The sequence below is a fragment of the Fibrobacter sp. genome (assembly GCF_017545445.1).
In the GTDB taxonomy this organism is placed as follows: domain Bacteria; phylum Fibrobacterota; class Fibrobacteria; order Fibrobacterales; family Fibrobacteraceae; genus Fibrobacter.
On record NZ_JAFWOM010000027.1, the window covers coordinates 74,404 to 93,935 of the forward strand.

At 50.0% G+C, this 19,532-nt stretch carries 15 protein-coding genes and 1 tRNA gene; 13 read left to right on the forward strand and 3 right to left on the reverse strand.

Going from position 1 to position 19,532, the window contains the following annotated elements; all coding sequences use genetic code 11:
• Position 1: 1 nt before the first annotated feature.
• Positions 2-1,417, reverse strand: coding sequence for a histidine-type phosphatase (locus tag IKG78_RS03395; RefSeq protein ID WP_290939295.1), 1,416 nt, complete (start codon positions 1,415-1,417; stop codon positions 2-4).
• A gap of 208 nt (positions 1,418-1,625) precedes the next feature.
• Between IKG78_RS03395 and secA the strand changes: the two genes are divergently transcribed.
• The 5 genes from secA (at position 1,626) to IKG78_RS03420 (ending at position 8,765) form a co-directional block, all read left to right on the forward strand.
• Positions 1,626-4,631 carry a preprotein translocase subunit SecA gene (gene secA / locus IKG78_RS03400; RefSeq protein WP_290939298.1) on the forward strand — a complete coding sequence of 1,002 codons (3,006 nt, stop codon included), beginning with the start codon at positions 1,626-1,628 and terminating at the stop codon, positions 4,629-4,631.
• A 183-nt stretch (positions 4,632-4,814) separates the two neighbouring features.
• On the forward strand, positions 4,815-5,447 hold the full coding sequence (gene tmk / locus IKG78_RS03405; RefSeq protein WP_290939303.1) for a dTMP kinase: 633 nt from the start codon (positions 4,815-4,817) through the stop codon (positions 5,445-5,447).
• Positions 5,444-6,544 (forward strand): metallophosphoesterase, encoded by a 1,101-nt coding sequence (locus IKG78_RS03410; protein WP_290939308.1) that lies wholly within the window; start codon positions 5,444-5,446, stop codon positions 6,542-6,544. The genes tmk and IKG78_RS03410 overlap by 4 nt, the downstream gene beginning before the upstream one ends.
• A 43-nt stretch (positions 6,545-6,587) precedes the next feature.
• Positions 6,588-6,908, forward strand: coding sequence for a nucleotidyltransferase domain-containing protein (locus IKG78_RS03415; protein WP_290939312.1), 321 nt, complete (start codon positions 6,588-6,590; stop codon positions 6,906-6,908).
• Positions 6,909-6,926: 18 nt separating this feature from the next.
• On the forward strand, positions 6,927-8,765 hold the full coding sequence (locus IKG78_RS03420) for a penicillin-binding protein activator (RefSeq protein WP_290939316.1): 1,839 nt from the start codon (positions 6,927-6,929) through the stop codon (positions 8,763-8,765).
• 278 nt (positions 8,766-9,043) lie between these two features.
• Here the strand turns inward: IKG78_RS03420 and IKG78_RS03425 are convergent, their stop codons facing one another.
• Complete coding sequence (locus tag IKG78_RS03425; protein ID WP_290939320.1) at positions 9,044-9,253, reverse strand: hypothetical protein; 210 nt, start codon at positions 9,251-9,253, stop codon at positions 9,044-9,046.
• Between the two features lie 286 nt (positions 9,254-9,539).
• On the opposite strand from IKG78_RS03425, the gene IKG78_RS03430 reads away from it, so the two are divergent.
• From IKG78_RS03430 to lon, 7 genes are all read left to right on the forward strand, one after another.
• A complete protein-coding gene (locus IKG78_RS03430; protein WP_290939324.1) occupies positions 9,540-10,433 on the forward strand; it encodes a hypothetical protein in 894 nt (297 codons plus the stop codon).
• A 166-nt stretch (positions 10,434-10,599) separates the two neighbouring features.
• Positions 10,600-11,289: a class I SAM-dependent methyltransferase gene (locus IKG78_RS03435; RefSeq protein ID WP_290939329.1), complete on the forward strand. Its 690-nt coding sequence runs from the start codon at positions 10,600-10,602 to the stop codon at positions 11,287-11,289.
• Between the two features lie 80 nt (positions 11,290-11,369).
• Positions 11,370-11,449, forward strand: a tRNA-Leu gene (locus IKG78_RS03440).
• Positions 11,450-11,493: 44 nt separating this feature from the next.
• Positions 11,494-12,753 carry a trigger factor gene (tig, locus tag IKG78_RS03445; protein ID WP_290939332.1) on the forward strand — a complete coding sequence of 420 codons (1,260 nt, stop codon included), beginning with the start codon at positions 11,494-11,496 and terminating at the stop codon, positions 12,751-12,753.
• A 12-nt stretch (positions 12,754-12,765) separates the two neighbouring features.
• Positions 12,766-13,356: an ATP-dependent Clp protease proteolytic subunit gene (locus tag IKG78_RS03450; RefSeq protein ID WP_014546088.1), complete on the forward strand. Its 591-nt coding sequence runs from the start codon at positions 12,766-12,768 to the stop codon at positions 13,354-13,356.
• Positions 13,356-14,642, forward strand: coding sequence for an ATP-dependent Clp protease ATP-binding subunit ClpX (gene clpX / locus IKG78_RS03455; RefSeq protein ID WP_290939337.1), 1,287 nt, complete (start codon positions 13,356-13,358; stop codon positions 14,640-14,642). Before IKG78_RS03450 ends, clpX begins: the two co-directional genes overlap by 1 nt.
• 50 nt (positions 14,643-14,692) lie before the next feature.
• On the forward strand, positions 14,693-17,200 hold the full coding sequence (gene lon, locus IKG78_RS03460; RefSeq protein WP_290939341.1) for an endopeptidase La: 2,508 nt from the start codon (positions 14,693-14,695) through the stop codon (positions 17,198-17,200).
• Positions 17,201-17,304: 104 nt separating this feature from the next.
• On the opposite strand, the gene IKG78_RS03465 is transcribed toward lon, so the two are convergent.
• Complete coding sequence (locus IKG78_RS03465; protein WP_290939344.1) at positions 17,305-18,411, reverse strand: ATP-binding protein; 1,107 nt, start codon at positions 18,409-18,411, stop codon at positions 17,305-17,307.
• Between the two features lie 313 nt (positions 18,412-18,724).
• On the opposite strand from IKG78_RS03465, the gene IKG78_RS03470 reads away from it, so the two are divergent.
• The gene (locus IKG78_RS03470; RefSeq protein ID WP_290939347.1) at positions 18,725-19,507 is read left to right on the forward strand and encodes a YggS family pyridoxal phosphate-dependent enzyme; all 783 of its coding nucleotides are present in this window, start codon (positions 18,725-18,727) and stop codon (positions 19,505-19,507) included.
• The last annotated feature ends 25 nt before the right edge of the window (positions 19,508-19,532 follow it).

Below are 19,532 nucleotides of genomic sequence, written 5' to 3' on the forward strand. Positions count from 1 at the left end.
ACTAATGGCGGATGGCTTTTTCGTTATTGAGGATGGCTCTGTAAAATTCTCGGACATCGTTCCAATAGTAGTAGGTGCCGTGGGCAATCTTGACTGCGTTATGTTCAGGGTTTGGCAATTCGAGTTCGATACCGGGCATCTGTTCGATTTCGTTGTAGAGGAATTTTACGAGGATGGGCTTTTTGGGAGCCTTGTAGAATACCATCTGAAGGTTTGCTGCCATCGGGATGATTCTAAAGTCGTTCCACTGTTCGTGCAGCTTGGAGAGGTCCGAGACTTTGGCGTTTGCGATTGGCAACTGCATGAGGGCGGCAAGCGGGAGAAGGGCTGCGTCGTGGCCGAATCGGAGTGTCGCTGCAATCGGTGCTGAACCACGCGTGGTGTCGGCGGCGATGGCTGCATCTGCTTCGTCAAGGATGTTCTGTAGGGTGGGCTTTGCGAAGTTGAGACCGTTGGGGCTGTTGATGAGCGGGCTTGTGCCTTCGAGGCTGTACCACCAGGCGTTCTGGGCTTTCCAGCGGGCAATCTTTTCTTCGGTCGTGAAGATGTTCACGAAACTGTCGGCGGGCACTTTGGCGTTGGCCGTGATTTCGTCGAGGAGCGGTTTGTCCATGCCTTGGAGCGATGTCGCAATTTCGAAGAAACGGTTATAGAATTTGTCTGCTTCAAAATTATTTACAACATAATTACTGTCATTGAAGAGCTTTTTTAGGAATGGTTGCGGGTTTACGTTTTTCCACAGCTTGTCGCTTTCGTCGGTGTAAGTCTTGACTTTGGAGTAGTCGAGCTTGCCCCAGTCAAAGGCGCTGATGAAATTCATGTAGCTCTTGCCGGAAATGAGCTCGGGTTTGATTTTCGGGTTCAGTGCGCGGAGTTCCCCCATGAACGCGGCCATGCTCACGATGCAGCGCCCGCTGGTACTTGCGTAAGCCTTGACGTGCGGCGTGATTTTTTTGCCGGCGACGCTCCAGTCCTTGAATACTTCTGCGAAGTTTTTATACATGCGCTTGGCGATGCCTTCGTGCTGGTGGACGCCCACTTGTGTCAAGTCGCCTTTTTGCGGGGCGGCTTTGGTGGCGAGCACTTTGGCGTATGCGAGCGCTTGCTTGCCGAGTTCGGTGAGCTTGCCTGCGGAATCGGCCTTGGAAAGTGTGTTGTAGAGGTACTTGTATTCGTCGGCGTCGTGGTGGAAACGACTGCCATGGCGCCCGTAATGGCTGATATAGAACGGCTTGTAGCCTGCGGGAACTTTAGTGTATTTGATATTTACAGGTTCTGGATATACCAGATAATTGCTGGACGTGAATTCGGGGTGTTTGGCAAGTTCTTCGTCAGTGACCTGTGCGTTCAGGGGTGCAGCAAGGAGAAATCCCGCCGCGATCATAAAAAAGCTTTTTACGAAATGCAAATTCTTCATGTAACTAATATATATATTGATTTTTCTCTTTAAGTAAATTAAATCAAGAAAATGTTTGTTCAGACAACAAAAAAATTGGTTTTTAGGCGATTAGCCTACATTTCATCTTGAAACAAAAATAAATTGGCACGTCTTTTGCTAATTTTAACCACGTTTAATTTTTAATCTTGAGCTGTGGGTACTCCCATAGCAATTATAAAGGATAGACATGAGCATTGTAGATACAGTACTCCATAAAATTTTTGGTACACCTCATGAACGTAAGGTGAAGCAACTCCGCCCGGTGATTGCGAAAATTCACGAAGCCTGCAAGGCTCTCGAAACACTGGACGATGCGGCCCTTGCTGCCAAAAGTGCGGAATTCCGCGAAAAACTCAATAACGGTTCCACGCTCGAAGATATCAAGGTCGAAGCGTTTGCCGTTTGCCGCGAAGCGTGCGACCGCCGCTTGGGTATCTTCAACATTTTCAAGCCGGAATTCGGCTTTGACTTCAGCCGCTTGGGCGCTGAACTCGAAGAAGCTGCCAACAAGGCCAAGGCTGAACTCGAAAGTGGCAAGAACGAATGGGAAGTCTATCTCCCGGCAGCTCTTTACGCCAAGGTTCGCGAACTCTATCCGGAATCCGTGAAACCGTTCCGCATGTTGCCTTTCGATGTGCAGATGATTGGCGGTCTCGTTCTCCACGAAGGTGCCATCGCTGAAATGGCTACCGGTGAAGGTAAGACGCTTGCTGCTGCTCTCCCGGTGTATTTGAACGGTCTTACAGGCCATGGCGTGCATGTGGTGACGGTGAACGATTACCTCGCTGGCCGTGACGCAAAGCAAATGGGCCTTGTCTATAAGTTCCTCGGCCTTACGGTCGGCCTCATCATCAACGGTCTCGATGCGGAACAGCGCCGCGAAAGCTACAACTCCGACGTGACTTACGGTACGAACAACGAATTTGGTTTCGACTATCTCCGCGACAACATGGCTGTAGAACCGAACCAGCTGGTGCAGCGCGAACTCAACTTCTGTATCGTTGACGAAGTGGACTCCATCTTGATCGACGAAGCCCGTACGCCGCTCATCATCAGTGGTCCGGCCGAAGACGCTACTGAGAAGTACGCGAAGGCAAACGAAATTTCCAAGCAGCTCGTCCGCAACAAGGACTTCTCCGTTGACGAAAAGGACAAGAACATCCAGTTCACCGAAAAGGGCGTGCTCCACATCCAGGACTTGATGCACATTACGAACCTCTACGGCGAACATGCCGACTGGGTTCACTTCCTCGATAACGCACTCCGTGCTTGGTACTTATTTGAAAAGGATGTCGATTACATCGTCCGTGACGGCGAAATCATCATCGTTGACGAGAACACGGGCCGCTTGATGGAAGGCCGCCGCTATTCGAACGGTATCCACCAGGCCATCGAAGCGAAGGAAGGTGTGCCTATACGCCGTGAAAACCAGACACTTGCGACGATTACGTTCCAGAACTACTTCCGTATGTACAAGAAGCTTTCGGGCATGACCGGTACGGCTGAAACCGAAGCAACGGAATTCATCAAGATTTACAACATGAACACGTGGGTCATCCCGACCAACAAGCCGTGCATCCGTAAGGACTTGCAGGACTTGGTCTATAAGTCCGAAGATGCCAAGTGGCGTGCCATTGTCGCTGAAATCAAGGAACGCCACAGCAAGGGCCAGCCGCTCCTCGTGGGTACGGCTTCCATCGAAAAGTCCGAAATTCTCCACGGCATGCTTGAAAAAGAAGGCATCCCGCACGAAGTTTTGAATGCCAAGAACCATGGCCGCGAAGCTGAAATCATCCAGTACGCAGGCTACAAGGACAAGGTGACGATTGCGACGAACATGGCTGGCCGTGGTACCGACATTGCGCTTGGACCGGGAGTGACCGAACTCGGCGGTTTGCACGTGCTCGGCACGGAACGCCACGAATCCCGCCGTATCGACAACCAGTTGCGCGGTCGTTCTGGCCGTCAGGGCGACCCGGGTTCTAGCCAGTACTTCTTAAGCCTCGACGATAACCTGATGCGTATCTTCGGTGGCGACAGCGTCAAGAATTTGATGAGCCGCTTTGGCGTGGGCGAAGACGAAGTGATTACGCACCCGATTGTTTCCCGCTCCATCCGTGGTGCACAGCGCCGCGTCGAAAGCCAGAGCTTCGATATCCGTAAGCACTTGCTCGACTACGATAACGTGATGAACGAGCAGCGCAAGGTGATTTACGGGCTGCGCCGCCGCATCTTGAACGGCGAGGACATCCGCGACGAAATCATGAACCGCATCGAAGACGCTTGCGATATCAAGGTTTCCGCCTACATTCCGGCGAAGAGCTATCCGGAACAGTGGAAGCTCGAAGACTTGCATACGGACTTGCAGCGCACGCTCGGCATGGAATACAACCTGACGCTTGAAGATGCCGTGACTAAAACTCCGGAACAGGTGCTCGACGAAATCATCGGCCTCTGCAAGACTCGTTACGACAAGCTCACGAAGATTATCCCGGATACCGATTTCCGCAATATTGAACGCCGCTTCCTCCTCATGACGATTGACCAGGTGTGGAAGGAACACTTGTACGCCATGGACCAGCTGAAGGATGCCATCCGCTTCCACGGGTACGCCCAGAAGGATCCGCTGATGGTCTATAAGAACGATGGCTTCAAGATGTTCGAAAGCTGCCTCGAAAAGATTGCAACACTCACGGCTCTTCGCATTTTGAACATCCGCATCACGCTCCCGAACGGCGTAACGGTCTCTCCGGACCAGCTGCAGCTCAAGAGTCAGGAACAGATCGATGCCGAACGCCAAGCTGCTGATGGTTCGACAAGCTCACCAACCGATAAGGTCCCTGCCAGCACTGAGCAGGGTCGAAGTGAGCCTGCCGAAGGGACATCCGCTGATGCGCAGCCGTCTCAGGAATCCGCCGAACAGCTGAGTGCAGACGGTGCAAAGGCTGCGGGCCTCGCAGGCCAAGCCGCCTCTTCTGAATCGAATGCGCTTTCCGAAGATCAGGCCGAAAATCAGCCGATGTCGCAGAGCGCACTTCCGGGAACTCGTCCGAATCGTGTCATGAATCCGGCACTTGCAGCCGCCGTCAAGCGTGCGCAGAAGCAAGCCGGTGCAAAGCTCGGTCGCAATGACCTCTGCTGGTGCGGTTCAGGCCTCAAGTACAAGAAGTGCCACGGCAAGGACGTGGAATAGTAAACAGTGATTAGTGGTTAGTAAACAGGATTTTCAAGTGGTTTGTAAACAGTGTTGCAGATATCAAGATGCTTTTATTTGCAATTCCTAACCACCAACCACTAGCCACTGCCTACTGTTTACTGCCTACTGCACCGAAGGTGCCCTAGCCACTAACCACCAACCACTAACCACTGCGAAGCCATGCAAACAGCGAAGAAATTTTTCAGCCTCGAGGGCATTGATGGTTCCGGCAAATCGACGCAAATCGACTTGCTGGTGTCTGCCCTTGAAGCGTCTGGCCACAAGGTCGTGCGTTTGCGTGAACCGGGCGGCGCAAAAATTTCCGAGCGTATCCGCGAACTCTTGCTCGACCCTGCGTTCAAGGGAATCATGGCAGATGATACAGAACTTCTGCTGTACAATGCCGCCCGCGCTCAAGTCATTCACGAAATCATTAAACCTGCGCTTGATGCGGGGAACATCGTTATTGCGGACCGTTTTGCATGGAGTACGTTTGCTTACCAGGGCTATGCTCGTGGCCTTGGTGCAGACAAAGTACAACGCCTCACGGAACTCACATGCGGCGGTTGCTTCCCGGAACTCACGATTGTGCTGGATTTGACTGTCGAAGCGAGCCGCAAGCGCATGGCAAATCGCGGTGGCGCCCCCGACCGTCTCGAAAGCGAAAAGGCGGAATTTTTTGAACGCGTCCGCGAAGGCTATTTGGCTGCTGGTCGCGATTACAGCGACGTTGTGACCGTTGTCGATGCAGACCGTACGCCCGAAGAAGTTCATCGCAATGTTCTTTCACTTATACAGGCAAGGCTGATATGATTTTTTTGTTTATACTCATTTTCGGCGTGCTGTTCCTGTTCATGAATGTGAGGAACGTGGCTCCAGGAATCAAGGGGAGCATCATTGCTGGGCTTACGATTGTTGTCCTCTCCGTCTGTTTAAAGCTTCGAACAAGTTATATCGCCTCGCTCGGCATGTCGTTCTTTTCTGTTTGGCTTTGCGAAGCTCTTTTCCTTTATATTCTTTGGTGGATTGCTCGCGGTATTCGCCGTGTCGTGGTGAAGAAACCGATTGATCGCCGCATCGTCATTTCGGTGTCGAGGCTTTTGCTTTTTGTTTCGATCGTGATGACGATTGTGTTCGTGGCGATTGGCGTCGGCAACAACGAGAACTTCAAGGTCCGTGAATTTAAGGTGGCTGTTCCGACGGAGCGTGAATTTACGGCAGTATTTTTTAGTGACCTCCACATTGATCCTTTGTTCAGCCGCGAAAAGATGGAACGCATTGTGCATGTGAGTGACAGCCTCCACCCGGATTTTGTGTTGTTCGGCGGAGACTTTTCGGACGTGGTGGATTCGACGCTTTCAGCGTGGGAATATGACTTCTTGGTGCAGAAGCTTGCGGCGACGGCCAAGGTGGCTGCAATCGCCGTGAACGGCAACCACGAAGGCTTCCTCGAACACAAAGGCAACAACTTCAAGGGATGGATGCAAGATAACGGCTTTATCGTGCTGGAGGATTCTACGGTCTGTACGCCTTTGGCCTGTGTTACCGGCCGTAATGACCACAATGTCGCGAAAATCCGCGAAGTCGAACGCAAACCGCTTTTTGACTTGCGTCCACCGACTGATGCTGCAAAAATTCCTTGGTTGCTCCTCGACCACCAGCCTCGCGGCATTGAACCGGAACATCCCGGCCGTCGTCCTGACTTTGCCATGTCTGGCCACACGCATAACGGCCAGTTTTTCCCGGGAACGGTCATCATTAATTGGGTTTGGCGCCTCGCATACGGTCTTGGCGAACTTGACCAAATCAAGTGGCTTGTCTCCAGCGGAGTCGATTCCTGGGGGCCGCCAGTCCGCATCGGTAGCGAAACCGAGGTTTGGTTCCTCCGTTTTGTGCCTGTTGCGCCGTAATGTCACTGAGTGTCAAAATACATTAACTATATTTTAGTGAACTATGACTCTTTGTTTAGAATCAGATCAACTGGAAACAGTACAGAGAATACTTGGACTCCATTTTGAGGGTTTTCAGGTTTGGGCTTATGGTACGCGTGTTACGGGCGTTGATTTGACCCCGGATACGGAACTGGAATTGGTTGTCATCTCGGATGCCCCCATAGCCCTTGATGATATGACTTCGGTGGAAAAGGCCTTTGTGGAAAGCGGACTTCCGTTCCGCGTCGATGTCGTCGATTGGTCCAAGCTCCCCGAATCGCTCCAGAAGCAAATCAAGAAAGAACATGCTGTCGTGCAGGAGGCCGCCGATAGCTTTCAGTAAGGCTGGCGAGGTTTAATTATGAATCGCTTGTTTCCCCTATTTTTAGTCGCTCTTCTTTCTACTGCGGCATTCGCCCAAAGCGAAGTCGATCGCGTGAAGCCGATGGTCAAGGGTGGCCGTTGCTCCGAAGCGATTGCGTCGCTTCAAAAGGTTTACAGTTCTTCTTTCAGCAAGTTGGATGGCGAAAAAGCTGCCGTCATGTTGACGGAATGCTATCTCCGCTCTGGCAAGAAGGACGCTGCATACGATGTGGCTTCACGTTTCTTGGAATACCATGTGAAGTCCGCCTACCGTGAACTCATGGAAATTGCCCGTGCCATAATCGATGTCGAAAAGGGTTCCGTGTTCGACGGTGTCGAAGCCATGCTCCGTGTGCTTTCCTATTCGACGAACCCGGCTGCAAGGTCGCGTGCGAAAGATGTCGTCATCCAGACGCTCGCCGCTTCCCTCTTGAACGCAGACCAGCTCCAGGCGCTCTTGGAAAAGTATCCCGTCGATCGCGATGTCATGGGTTGGCTTGAACTCCAGATTGGGCGCGAGTGCCAAAATGCAAAGCGTTTCCGTGCCGCAAGGTATTGGTACAAGATGGTTCTCAAGAGCAGTACTTCTGAAAGTTTGACAAGCACCGCGAAGAAGGGACTCAACGCGCTTGAAGGCCTGGGCGCAGGACTTCCGACGATTCTCGTCCTGGCTCCGCTTTCCGGCGATTATGCCGAATTTGGTGCCGCTGCGGTTCAGGGTGCGCTTCTCGCTTACGAACAGTCCGGACTCAAGGACAAGGTCAATATTCGTTTCCAGGACACGCACGCCGATGCGGCGATTGCAATCATGCGTACGCAGCGCGCTGTCAATCAAGATAGCGTCATCGCAATTATCGGCCCCATCATGAGTGCCCCGGCGACGGCTGTGGCCGCATGGCTTGGAGCGAACCTCCAGAGCGTGCCGATGCTTACCCCGACGGCGACTGACGGTGGGATTGCGAAACTCGGCCCGAACATTTTCCAAGTCAATATTACAATGGACATTCTTGCGCAAACTATCGCGGACTTCGCCATCAAGTGCTTGGACATTCGTGAATTTGGCGTGATGAGCCCGCTGGGCGATTTCGGTACGGCGATGTCTGAAACCTTTACACGTGCTGTTGAACGCCGTGGCGGAGAAGTTTTCGCTTTCCGCAATTACGAAGAAGGCCGCCCGGACTACAAGACGGAATTCAACATTATGCGCGATGTTTACTTCAATCGTGAAAACCGCCGCCGTAACATTGCCAAGGGCGTAAGCGACCTCGGTGCATCGGGAACGAACCGCAAGGCTTACCTCTCCGATGCCGATGCTGAATTTCCAGGTCTCTTTATTCCTGCGACAAACCCGGCAGATGCTGGCGCCATGGTGAGCCAGGCTGCATTCCATAAAGTTACTGGCACGTATCTCGGAACATCCGGCTGGTACGGTCGTGAACTTTTGATTCAGGGCAAGCGTCTTGTGGATGGTTCCTATTTCAGCGTCCCGGATCTTGATATGAACAAAGGAAATGTCGGCTATACGTCGTTCGTCAAGGACTTTACTGCACGCTGGGGTGTTGAACCTGGTGAAGATAAAGTAAGCGGACTCAGCTATGATGCCGCAAACATCATCTTCACGGCCTTTAACGCTGTCAGGGACTCGCAAGATGACATGACGCATTTCATCAATGTGACAAAGGACTTTAGAGGAATTTACGGAGACATCAAGTTCCGTCGCGGCGCAAATGCCAACACGAAAATCGTGACCGTGAACAAAGGCAAGTTCGAAGTCGTGACTTCTTGCGAAAGGCAAGACGCTGCCGCTAAAGAAGCCAAGTCCAAGAAAAAGAAGTAGTTGATAGGTGCTAGGTTTTAGGTCTTAGGAAAAGTATCATTTTATAGTAAACGACATTAAAATTTTCCTGTTAAGGTCTGTCATGCCGGATTTATTCCGGCATTTTTTTAAATTGAGATAATTCTTATTATGTTTACTATAAAAAAGAACCCTGTGGCATAAGCCACAGGGTCTTTTCTCCACACACACACAATTTCTTAGTGGGTAGCGTTAGCTACGAACCCATTCGTGTGATTTCATTTTACCCTTTGCATTCCTCAAGTTTCTAGTTCTAAATCCTAGCAGCATGCGGCGATATAGGCTGCTACGTAATCTGCCGATTCGCCCTGTTGGTAGTAGGCGTAAAGGTTCGAGTCATCCATGACATCTTCGAGATTAACGCTGCTTTTCGAAGTCAGTTCGTCTTTAATCCGTTCCTTGAAGGTTTGGAAACCTGGATGGAACAGATAGTAGAGTGCCGCAGCCGGTGTTTTGTGGAGCAACTTCATGGGAGCCTCCATAAAAAATGTTTAACCTACACCCAATCTCAAAATTTTTTCATTCCAATTCGTTATATCTTCCCGATATTCAACCACTTAACGTCAAAAAGTAGCCAACAGCTGTTAATAAAATGTTTAGTTCTTATTAACATCTATTGTATTTATATATTTTTTTACATTAATAAACAAGTGTTAGCATATTCCAAAATGGAATGTGGTGAGCTTCATCAAAAATTTCTAAATTATTTTTACAATGTTTTCAAGACTATTGATATCGCTTTTAATTGCAGTTGGCATGTCCTTTGCCGACAATCTTTCTTTTGCACTTACCCCGACGCAAAATGCGCTTGCAGAACAGGTTACGCAAAAGACGATGGAACTCGATTATGTCGAGGCGTTTAATTTGGCACGCAAACTTCGTCTTGAAAATGATGGCGTGGGTTGCCTTTTCCAGAACATTATTCATATCAGCTTGTACGACGACAAGGGCGATACGGCTTCGCTCAAGGTTGCCGCTAAAAATCTGGAATCTTGCAAGACCGATGGGCTTTGGGATGCTCTCCGCAATTACGAAATTGGGTACGTTCTTTTAGAAACGGGCCATTCCGTCAAGGGCGCGATGCAAACGCGTTCGGCGGCGAAAATGTTCGAAGAATCCCCGGAATTGGAGGCGCAGGCGTTTTATGCCGTCTATGCTTATTTCGTGGATAACAGCTTGGGCTGGCTTCCGTTTAAATCGGATAACCGTGAATCGTACCTTAAAACGCTTGATGAGGCGTCCCTCAAGTCGAATCGTTTTTGGCCGCTGTTCTTGACTCCGCTCATTTGGATTCATTACGACCGCAAAGATTTTCAAAAGGGGCTGGAACTTGCTGAACGTGGGCTTAAAAAAGCTCCGAATCATCCGATTATGCTTCAAATCAAGGCGGACATGCTCTACAGACTCAAACGCTATGATGAAGCTGCCGGTATTTACGAACAAAGTGCATCCAAATATATGGAACGCACCGGAAAATCCATTCGCTATTGGTGCTCTGTCTTGAATCTTATCCGCATTTACCACGATGCGGGCAATGATGCCAAGGCCGAAGAACAGCGTAAAAAACTCAAAGACCCGGAATTTGAAAAGCAAAAGAATTGGATGCCGGAATCGCTCATGGACGACCTTAAAGGCCGCAATTTGATCTAAGACAATCTACTTCCTACCAATTACAAACAGTCACTGGACCTTCCTCCCTTCGGTCGTCAGGATGACGCAAAAAGACAGTCAACTGTCTACCGTCTACTTCCTACTGCCTACTGTCTACTAATCACTAACCACTAACCACTAACCACTGTTTACTATATTTCAAACTATGGGAAAATTGCAGGGTCAATCTTCATTTTTTGTTCCGGGGCCTCCGGCGAAGCCGGGCGAAGCTCATCTGCCTATTGTCGAATTCTTGCTCAAGGAAATTCGCGGGGAGACGGTTCTTGATCTCGGTGGTGGCGAAGGCGCTTACTCGTTTGAATTGAAAAAGTCCGGATTTGTAACGACTGTTGCCGACATCAACGAGAAGTCGCTTGCGGTTGCAGACCAGAACGGCCTCAAGACGAAACTACTTGAACCGGGCGAGACGCTTGGCGAAAATTCCTTTGACACGGTCATGTTGATCGAGGTGCTGGAGCACGTGCCGAACCCGACGGAATTCTTGAAGTACGCGATTGGGATAGCCAAAAAGCGGGTGCTGTTCACGCTCCCGTGTACGAATGACTTTAAAACGTTATTCGAAAGCGGACTCACGTATGCGCATATTGCGGTGTCCGATCACCTTTGGCACTTTTCGTACGACGAGATGAAAAAGTTGTTGGACGGCCTCGGTGTGAAGTACAGCCTCGCGATGGGTGACTATCTTTTCCCGGGGTCCGGCATCAAGCTTTTGAGGAATTGTTTTAGCGGTCCGATCGGCTTTGTCCTGATGTTGCCGTTCCGCGTGATGAACAAACTTGGGCTTATCCCAAAACGTTACCCGTCCCGTTTTTACGGAATTATTGAAAAAGGGTGATTTTGGGCACTTGTAAACGGCTATTTACGCAAGTAGTCAAAAAATATTTTTGAAGATTTTGTATCTTTGGTCTTGAAATCGCGAGAGTGGCGGAATTGGCAGACGCGCCAGACTTAGGATCTGGTACTTCGGTGTGTGGGTTCGACTCCCACCCCTCGCAGTTCTTTTTTACCACCTTTTTAACAACCGTTTATCGGAGTATATATGTCCGCTGAAATCAAAGAAACTAGCGCTACCGTGCGCACCATTGAAATTACAATCCCGCAGGACGATCTCAAGGTTCCGTTCGAAAAGAAGCTTGCTCAGTACAAGAAGCAGGTCACCTTGAAGGGATTCCGCCAGGGTCAGGTGCCGAAGTCCATGATTCTGAAGCAGTTCGGACCTTCCATCCGTCACGAAGCGGTTGATGATGTCGTGAACTCCATCGTGCAGGACACGCTCAAGAAGGCGAACATCAATCCGGTAGGCAAGTTGGTTGTCACGGATTTCAAAGATGACGAAAAGGCTGACATCACACTGAAGGTGGAAGTCGAAGTCGATCCGGAAATCGATATCCAGGGTTACGCTGACACGGGCATCACCGTTCCGGCCACTGCCGTCCACGAAGAAGAAGTCCAGAACGAGTTCAACCGCCTCATGCAGATGTGGAGCAAGGACGAACACGTTGACCGCGAAGCCAAGAAGGGCGACGTTGTCGTGGGCGACTATATCGAAGTTGTTATCGATGGTGAAAAGCAGGAACTCCCGGAAAACAAGGAATTCCGTTCTCTCCTCGGTGAATCTGCTTCTCCGGGATTCGACGAAGGCCTCATGGGTTCTAAGGCTGGCGACAAGAAGGAAATCAACTTCAAGTATCCGGATGACCACAAGGACGAACGTTACCGCGGCAAGACCGCTCAGTTCAACGTCGAAATCAAGGACGTTCGCGAAATCGTTCCGCCGACTTTGGACGAAGAATTCTGCAAGCAGATTGGCGTGAAGGACGAAGCTGACTTGAGGAACAACCTCGCCGAAAGCCTCGCCGCCCAGAAGAAGGACGCTGCAAAGAACAAGGCTGTGAACGAAGCTATCGACAAGCTCATCGAAGCTAACCCGTTCGAAGTGCCGAAGGCCCGTGTCTATGACCTCATCAAGTGGACCTTGAACCGCAATGCCCAGAGCGAAAAGGACGTTGTCGAACCGACCGAAGAACAGATAAACGAACTTTCTGCTGAAGCAGTCCGCGAAATCAAGAAGCATCGCATTCTCGAATTCGTCGCTACGAAGGAAAAGATCAAGCCGACGCAGGCTGTCGTTGACGAACGTCTCCAGCAGATGGCTAACGCTTACCACGTGGAATTCGAAAACTTGAAGAACCACTTCCGTCAGTCTGGCCGTATCAACCAGCTGCGCGACGAACTTCGCTTCCAGATGGCTGCTGACTTCATCGTCGGTATCCGTCCGGCTGCAGAAGAAACAAAGTAATAAGAGGAATAAATGATCATCCCTACCGTCATTGAAACTACCGGGCGCGGTGAACGCGCTTATGATATCTATTCTAGACTTCTCAAGGAACGTATCATCTTTTTGGGCACGCCGATCAACGACGAAGTGGCGAACAACGTCATGGCCCAGTTGATTTTCTTGGAATACGAGAATCCGGAAAAGGATATCACGCTGTATATCAACAGCCCGGGTGGTTACGTGTCGGCAGGGCTTGCCATTTATGATACCATGCAGCATGTTCGCCCGAATATCGCGACTATCTGCATTGGCAGTTGTGCTTCGATGGCCGCCGTGCTCCTTGCTGCAGGCACTAAGGGCAAGCGCTATGCTTTGCCGCATTCCCGCATCATGTTGCACCAGCCGTCGGGTGCCGCTACCGGGCAATCTACTGATATTCAGATTACCGCCAAGGAAATTATCCGTACAAAGGATACTCTTACTGAAATTGTCGCGAAGCATACCGGAAAGCCGGTCGATGAAGTCCGCGAAAAGACGGACCGCGATTTTTACATGAGTCCGGAAGAAGCAAAGGCCTTTGGCGTCATTGATGAAATTTTTGTGCCGCGTAAAGAGGGAATTTAATGTACCGTAGCGGGAAGAACCATCCGGCTGTAAGTTGCAGTTTTTGCGGAAAGCCGGCGGAACAAGTCGAAAAGATGATTACGGGCGCTGGTGCGTATATTTGCAGCGATTGCATACGCATGTGCAGCCGTATTCTTGAAGAAGACTTGGCCCGTACGAAACAGGAACAGGAAGCGAAGGAAATTTCGACGAAGCCGCTTCCGCTCCCGACAGAAATCAAGGCTCATCTGGACGATTTTGTCATCGGGCAGGACCGTGCAAAGATGGCGCTCTCTGTAGCGGTGTATAACCATTACAAACGCTTGCGTTACAAGCAGACGCACAAGTCCAAGGACGATGTCGATGTCGAAAAGTCGAACTTGCTTTTGGTAGGTCCGACGGGTTCGGGTAAGACCTTGCTTGCGCAGACGATGGCTCGCTTTTTGGACGTGCCGTTCACGATTGCCGATGCTACGGTTTTGACCGAAGCGGGTTACGTGGGCGAAGATGTCGATAGCATCATCGTTCGTTTGTTGCAGGCTGCCGATTACGACGTTTCCAAGGCGGAACGCGGCATTATCTTTATCGACGAAATCGACAAGATTGCACGCAAGACTGCGAACCCCTCCATCACTCGCGATGTGAGCGGCGAAGGCGTGCAGCAGGGACTTTTGAAGCTCCTGGAAGGCACGGTTGCCTCTGTTCCTCCGAAGGGTGGACGCAAGCACCCTGAACAGCCGCTCGTGCAGGTGAACACGAAGAACATTTTGTTCATTTGCGGTGGCGCTTTCGAAACGCTCGACAAAATTATTTCGCAGCGCGTGAATCAGGGTGGTATGGGCTTTGGCGCTGAAATCCACACGGCGAGCGAAAACAGCTTGAGCGAACTCTTCAAGCAGCTCGAACCGGAAGATTTGATCAAGTTCGGCCTCATTCCGGAAATCGTCGGACGTTTGCCGATTGCCGTTGCGCTCGAAGAACTCGACGAAAAGGCTCTCCTCAATATTTTGACGCAGCCGAAGAACGCCCTTGTCAAGCAGTACAAGAGCTTGTTCGCAATGGACAACATCAAGCTCGAATTCGAAGACGAAGCCCTCCAGGAAATTGTCCGCGAAACAATGACCCGCAAGACGGGTGCCCGTGGGCTGCGTTCTGTCATGGAGCGTGTGTTGCAGCAGGCGATGTTCAAGATGCCGGGTTCTGGCGAAAAGAAGTTGACTCTTACGACGGAGATGGTGAAGGAAAGCCTTTATACGAAACCAACTTCGGGCGGCGGGGTCGCGAAGAATAAAACGAACATGGCATAGTATCACAACACCTCGCAGAATTTTTTGCGGGGTTTACTAATTTTTATAACATGGCTTTTGATTTTAATAAAACGTATCCGTTGCTCCCTCTGAGGGATGCTGTTGTATTCCCGCTGACGACGCGGCGTATTTTGGTAGGCCGCGAGATGTCGCTTCGCGCCCTTGAATTTGCAGAGAACCACAATAACGAAATTATTCTTGTCGCCCAGAAGAACGTGGAGCAGGAATCGCTCGACAATCCGATGCTCGACCTCTATACGGTGGGCGTGATTGCGCATGTGGCGAACGTGACTCCGTTCCCGAACGGCTGCGTGAAGGTTGTACTGGAAGGGGAATCCGTAGTGGATCTCCGCTCGATTGTTTTGCGTGACGGATTTTTGCAGGTGACGGTTTCTCCGAGGGTGAACTTTATCAAGCCCGAAGATAAGTGCGCCAAGTTTGAAGATGTGCTGAACATGTTCCGCAACTATGCGATGCACAGGAATATCGCCGAAGGCATGGTCGAAGCGATGTTCACGATGGACAGCCACATCAATGCATTTTATGGAATGGTGCCGTTCTTGCAGGTTTCGCTTTCCGAGAAGCAGGCCCTTTTGGAAGAGGAAACGATTGATGCCCTTGCGGAACGTTTGATTAGCCTGATGCAGCTTGCACAGGACAACGAGAACGTGCTTATCCGTGTGCAGCAGAATGTTCGCCAGAAGATGGCGCAGCAGCAAAAGGAATGGTTTATTTCGGAACAAATTCGCCAACTCCAGGACGAGCTGGATGCCGATAACGGCGGATCTTCGGAACCCGACCAGTTGCTCAAGAAAATCAAGGCCAAAAAGTTTAGCCAGGCGATTGAAGAAAAGCTCGAAGACGAAATTGGCCGCATGCGCATGATGCAGCCTACTTCCCCGGAATATGCGGTGAGCCGCAATTACGTGGATTGGTTCTTGGCTTTGCCGTATGGCGTTTATACCGACACCGTTCTCAATATGAAGAAGGTGAAGGCTGAACTCGATTCCAAGCATTTCGGTTTGGATAAAGTTAAAGAACGTATCATGGAATACGTGGCCGTGCTGAAGCTTACCGGTACGGAACGCCGCGCTCCGATTCTTTGCCTTGTGGGGCCTCCGGGCGTGGGCAAGACGACGCTCGTGGAATCTATCGCAAAAGCCATGCAGCGTAACTTTGTCCGCATTACGCTTGGCGGCGTGCGTGATGAAGCTGAAATTCGCGGACACCGCCGTACTTATATCGGTGCGATGCCGGGACGCTTTATCCATGCGTTGCGCCGTGCGAAGTGCATGAACCCTGTGATTTTGCTTGACGAAATCGACAAGATGGCAAGCGATTTTAGGGGCGACCCGGCGAGTGCGATGCTCGAAGTTTTGGACCCGGAACAGAACCACGATTTTACGGACCACTTTATGGAAGTGGGGCTTGACATTAGCCGTGTGCTGTTTATCGCGACAGCGAATAGCGAAGGCGAAATTCCAGAAGCACTCCGCGACCGTTTGGAAATCGTGCGCTTGCCGGGATACTATCCGCACGAAAAGTTGCAGATTGCAAGCAAGTATTTGCTGCCTCGCATTTGTGAACGCACGGGCGTGAAGCTTGACGAACAGATTCACTTTGACGACGATGTTATTTCGTACGTGATGCGTGGATGGACTCGCGAAGCGGGCGTGCGTGAACTTGAACGTACGCTTGAAAATGCGGTTCGCCATCGTGCGAAAGACATCGTGATGGGCAAGAAGTTTAAGTCTGAAATTACGGAGAAAATTCTCCATGAATATCTCGGTGCTCCGCGTTTCCTTGACAACCAGCTGCCGGAACCGGGCCGCCCGGGCGTTGTGACGGGACTTGCTTGGACGAGCGTCGGTGGCGAAATTCTGCCCATTGAATGCATGCTCTTGAGCGGCAAAGGGCAACTGATTTTGACGGGTAAGCTTGGCGATGTGATGAAGGAATCGGCACAGATTGCTGTTTCGCTTGTGCGTGAACGCTTGCAGCGCTTTGGCATTGACCCCGCGATTGTGCGGAAGACGGACATCCACATTCACGTGCCGGAAGGTGCCGTGCCGAAGGACGGGCCGTCTGCAGGTATTGCGCTTACGCTTTGCTTGCTCAGTGCATTTACGAAGCATCCTATTGCACCGGACATTGCGTTTACGGGCGAAGTGAGCCTCACGGGTGCTTGCCTCCCGATTGGTGGGCTCAACGAAAAGGCTCTTGCTGCACTCGCCGCTGGCGTTAAAACGCTCCGCTTGCCCGAAGGCAACAAGAAGGATGTGGCGGAACTCCCGGAACCGGCTAAGAAGGGCCTCAAGATTTTCACGCACAAGCACATCGACGAAATCGTCAAGATTTTGTTTGCTGGCGTGAAAGTGGCGGCTCAGACGAAAGACGAGAGGCGAGAGACGAAAGAGACTCCTGTGGAAAAGGCTAGTGCAGGTGGTGACGAGAAGGCTGCAGGTGCGGATAATACCGCCGCGAAATCTGTGAAGTCTGCGAAAGTCGTCAAGCCTACCGCAAAGAAAACTGCGAAAAAGCCTACGAAGAAAGCGTAATTGTTTTTATTATATTGACATGCCCGCCTCCGAGCGGGCATCTCTCATTTATATGCGATTGAAAAATTATACCATTTAGTATTATACTATTTAGTATAATTAATTTATTGTCTTTTTAGCCATTCTTTAAAGAACGGATTAGAAAACTTGTAAACTCCATCGTTTAGGTATAGAATATCCAGATTGACGAGTCGCAAAATTGCTTTTCGGATTGAACTTGCGTTGCTGATTTTGCTTGCTTTTATAAACTCTACAGAGAATGGATTTTCTCCACCTATAAGGGAAATGCACTTCAAAACGGCCAATTGCTGTTTTGTCAGCTGCGATAAAATTGGCATGTAAGATTTCGATTCACGGGCGAAGACTAAATTCAGTGCATCAAAAATGTCCTCATTATCAATTTCTTTGTTGTGATCTGTGACGGTCCATAAAGCGTCGCACAGTTCCTGAACATCTCCAGAAACATTCCCAGAGAGTTCGATAATCCTTTTTAAAATTTGATTGTCAATGCTTCGATTTCCCGATTTAAAGCGCTCTTTTAAAAACGGTATGAAATCTTCGTCGTCTATTTTGCCAATGTCGAATAGAGCCGCCGATTTATAGAATGGGCTACGGGAATTTGAGAAAAGTTCTGCCATGGAATTCCTGACGCTGCCCATGAATATGTAAGGAATGCTTGGCTGAAATTGAATTTTGCTACGGAGCGAAGCGAGAATGCTGTTTGCGTTATCCAAGTAAAGCATGTCTTGAAATTCATCAAAGACAACGCAGATTTTCTTTTTTTCGGAGAGCTTTTCGATGGCATCTAGAATTGTTTCGATGCTATCAGATGGCGTGGTGGCAGATACGTCAACGGAAAGCGTTGGGTTGGCTGTCATGGGGTCGAATGACAATGTTGGGCGGATATTTTTGAGCAGGTCAATTAAAGAAGTCAAGAAAGATTTGCGTTTGTCCAAAGATAAAATTGCTGAAGTCGTTTTTCTACAAAAATCGTCTATTGTCCGTATCCCTAGCAAGTCGATGTACAGCAACTTGAACTTTCGCATGTTGCGGACGGTTTGACAAACGAGGGACGTTTTTCCCATTCGACGTTCTCCTTGAATGACAATGTTTTGTCCTGCCGATACCAAGCGGCTTAACTCTTTTTCAAGCACAGGACGTGGGCAGAAATATTCCCCGTCAACAACGCAACCGTATCTGAATGGATTCATGTAATAGTCCTCTTTCTTATACTATATAGTATAATTTATTTCTGTGGGATGGTCAATAGGGAAATTGAAAAATTATACCATTTGGTATAATACCAAATGGTATAAAAATTTTTATAAATAATAAAGTTGGTTTTATTTCCGATATTATGGAAAAATGCATAATTATGGAAATAAAATGTGTTTTATGTGCTAACCGGTAAAATTCATGCAAAACCAGATGTCAAGAGCTTTGTGAAATTATTATCTTTTGCAAGTACCTAACCACTAATCTAACAACTGTCTACTTCTAACTTCCTACTGTCTACTAAAAATTATGGAATTCACACTTGATGAAATGCGTGAGCACCTTGCAGCTCTCGAAGCAAGGATTGTCGAGGCTTGCAAGATTGCGGGCCGCAACCGTGAATCGGTTAAGCTTGTGTGGGTGAGCAAGTTCCACCCGGCAGAGGCTGTGGAAAATGCGATTGCGCTTGGCGCGACGGACTTTGGCGAAAACCGCGTGCAAGAAGCAGAACTCAAGTTCTCCGAGCCGCGTGTTGCGAAGGACGGGAGTCGCGTGCGTTGTCATGTAATTGGTCCTGTGCAGAGTAACAAGCTCAAGAAGGCGGCTCTTGTGGCGGATTGCATTCATTCTATCGCGAGCATTGAAGCGGTGGAAAAGCTGGAGAAGGTTTGTGCTGCGGCTGCAAATGGTCAGGGCAAAGTTCTTGATATTTTGTTCCAAGTGAATGCGGGCGAAGAAGAGACGAAGAGCGGCCTTGACGTGCATGAGGCTGAAGCGTTCCTTGAAGATTTGGAAAAGCGTGCCGGGGCGGCGAATGCGGATGGCGAAAGTGCGAATTTCCCGCATTTGCGTTTCCGCGGTCTCATGACGATTGGCAAGAATACGGGTGTGCCTGAAGATAGCCGCGAGTGCTTTGCGTTTTTGCGTGGGCTGCGCGACAAGTTCCTTACGAAAGGTGGCGCGTTTGCCAAGTTCGATCAGCTTTCGATGGGCATGACGCTTGATTTGGAAGTCGCGATTGAAGAGGGTTCTACGATGATTCGCGTGGGTACAGCTCTCTTTGGCGAGCGCGATTACTCTAAGCAGTTATAGACCGTTCGCGCTAAAGTTAAAGGTG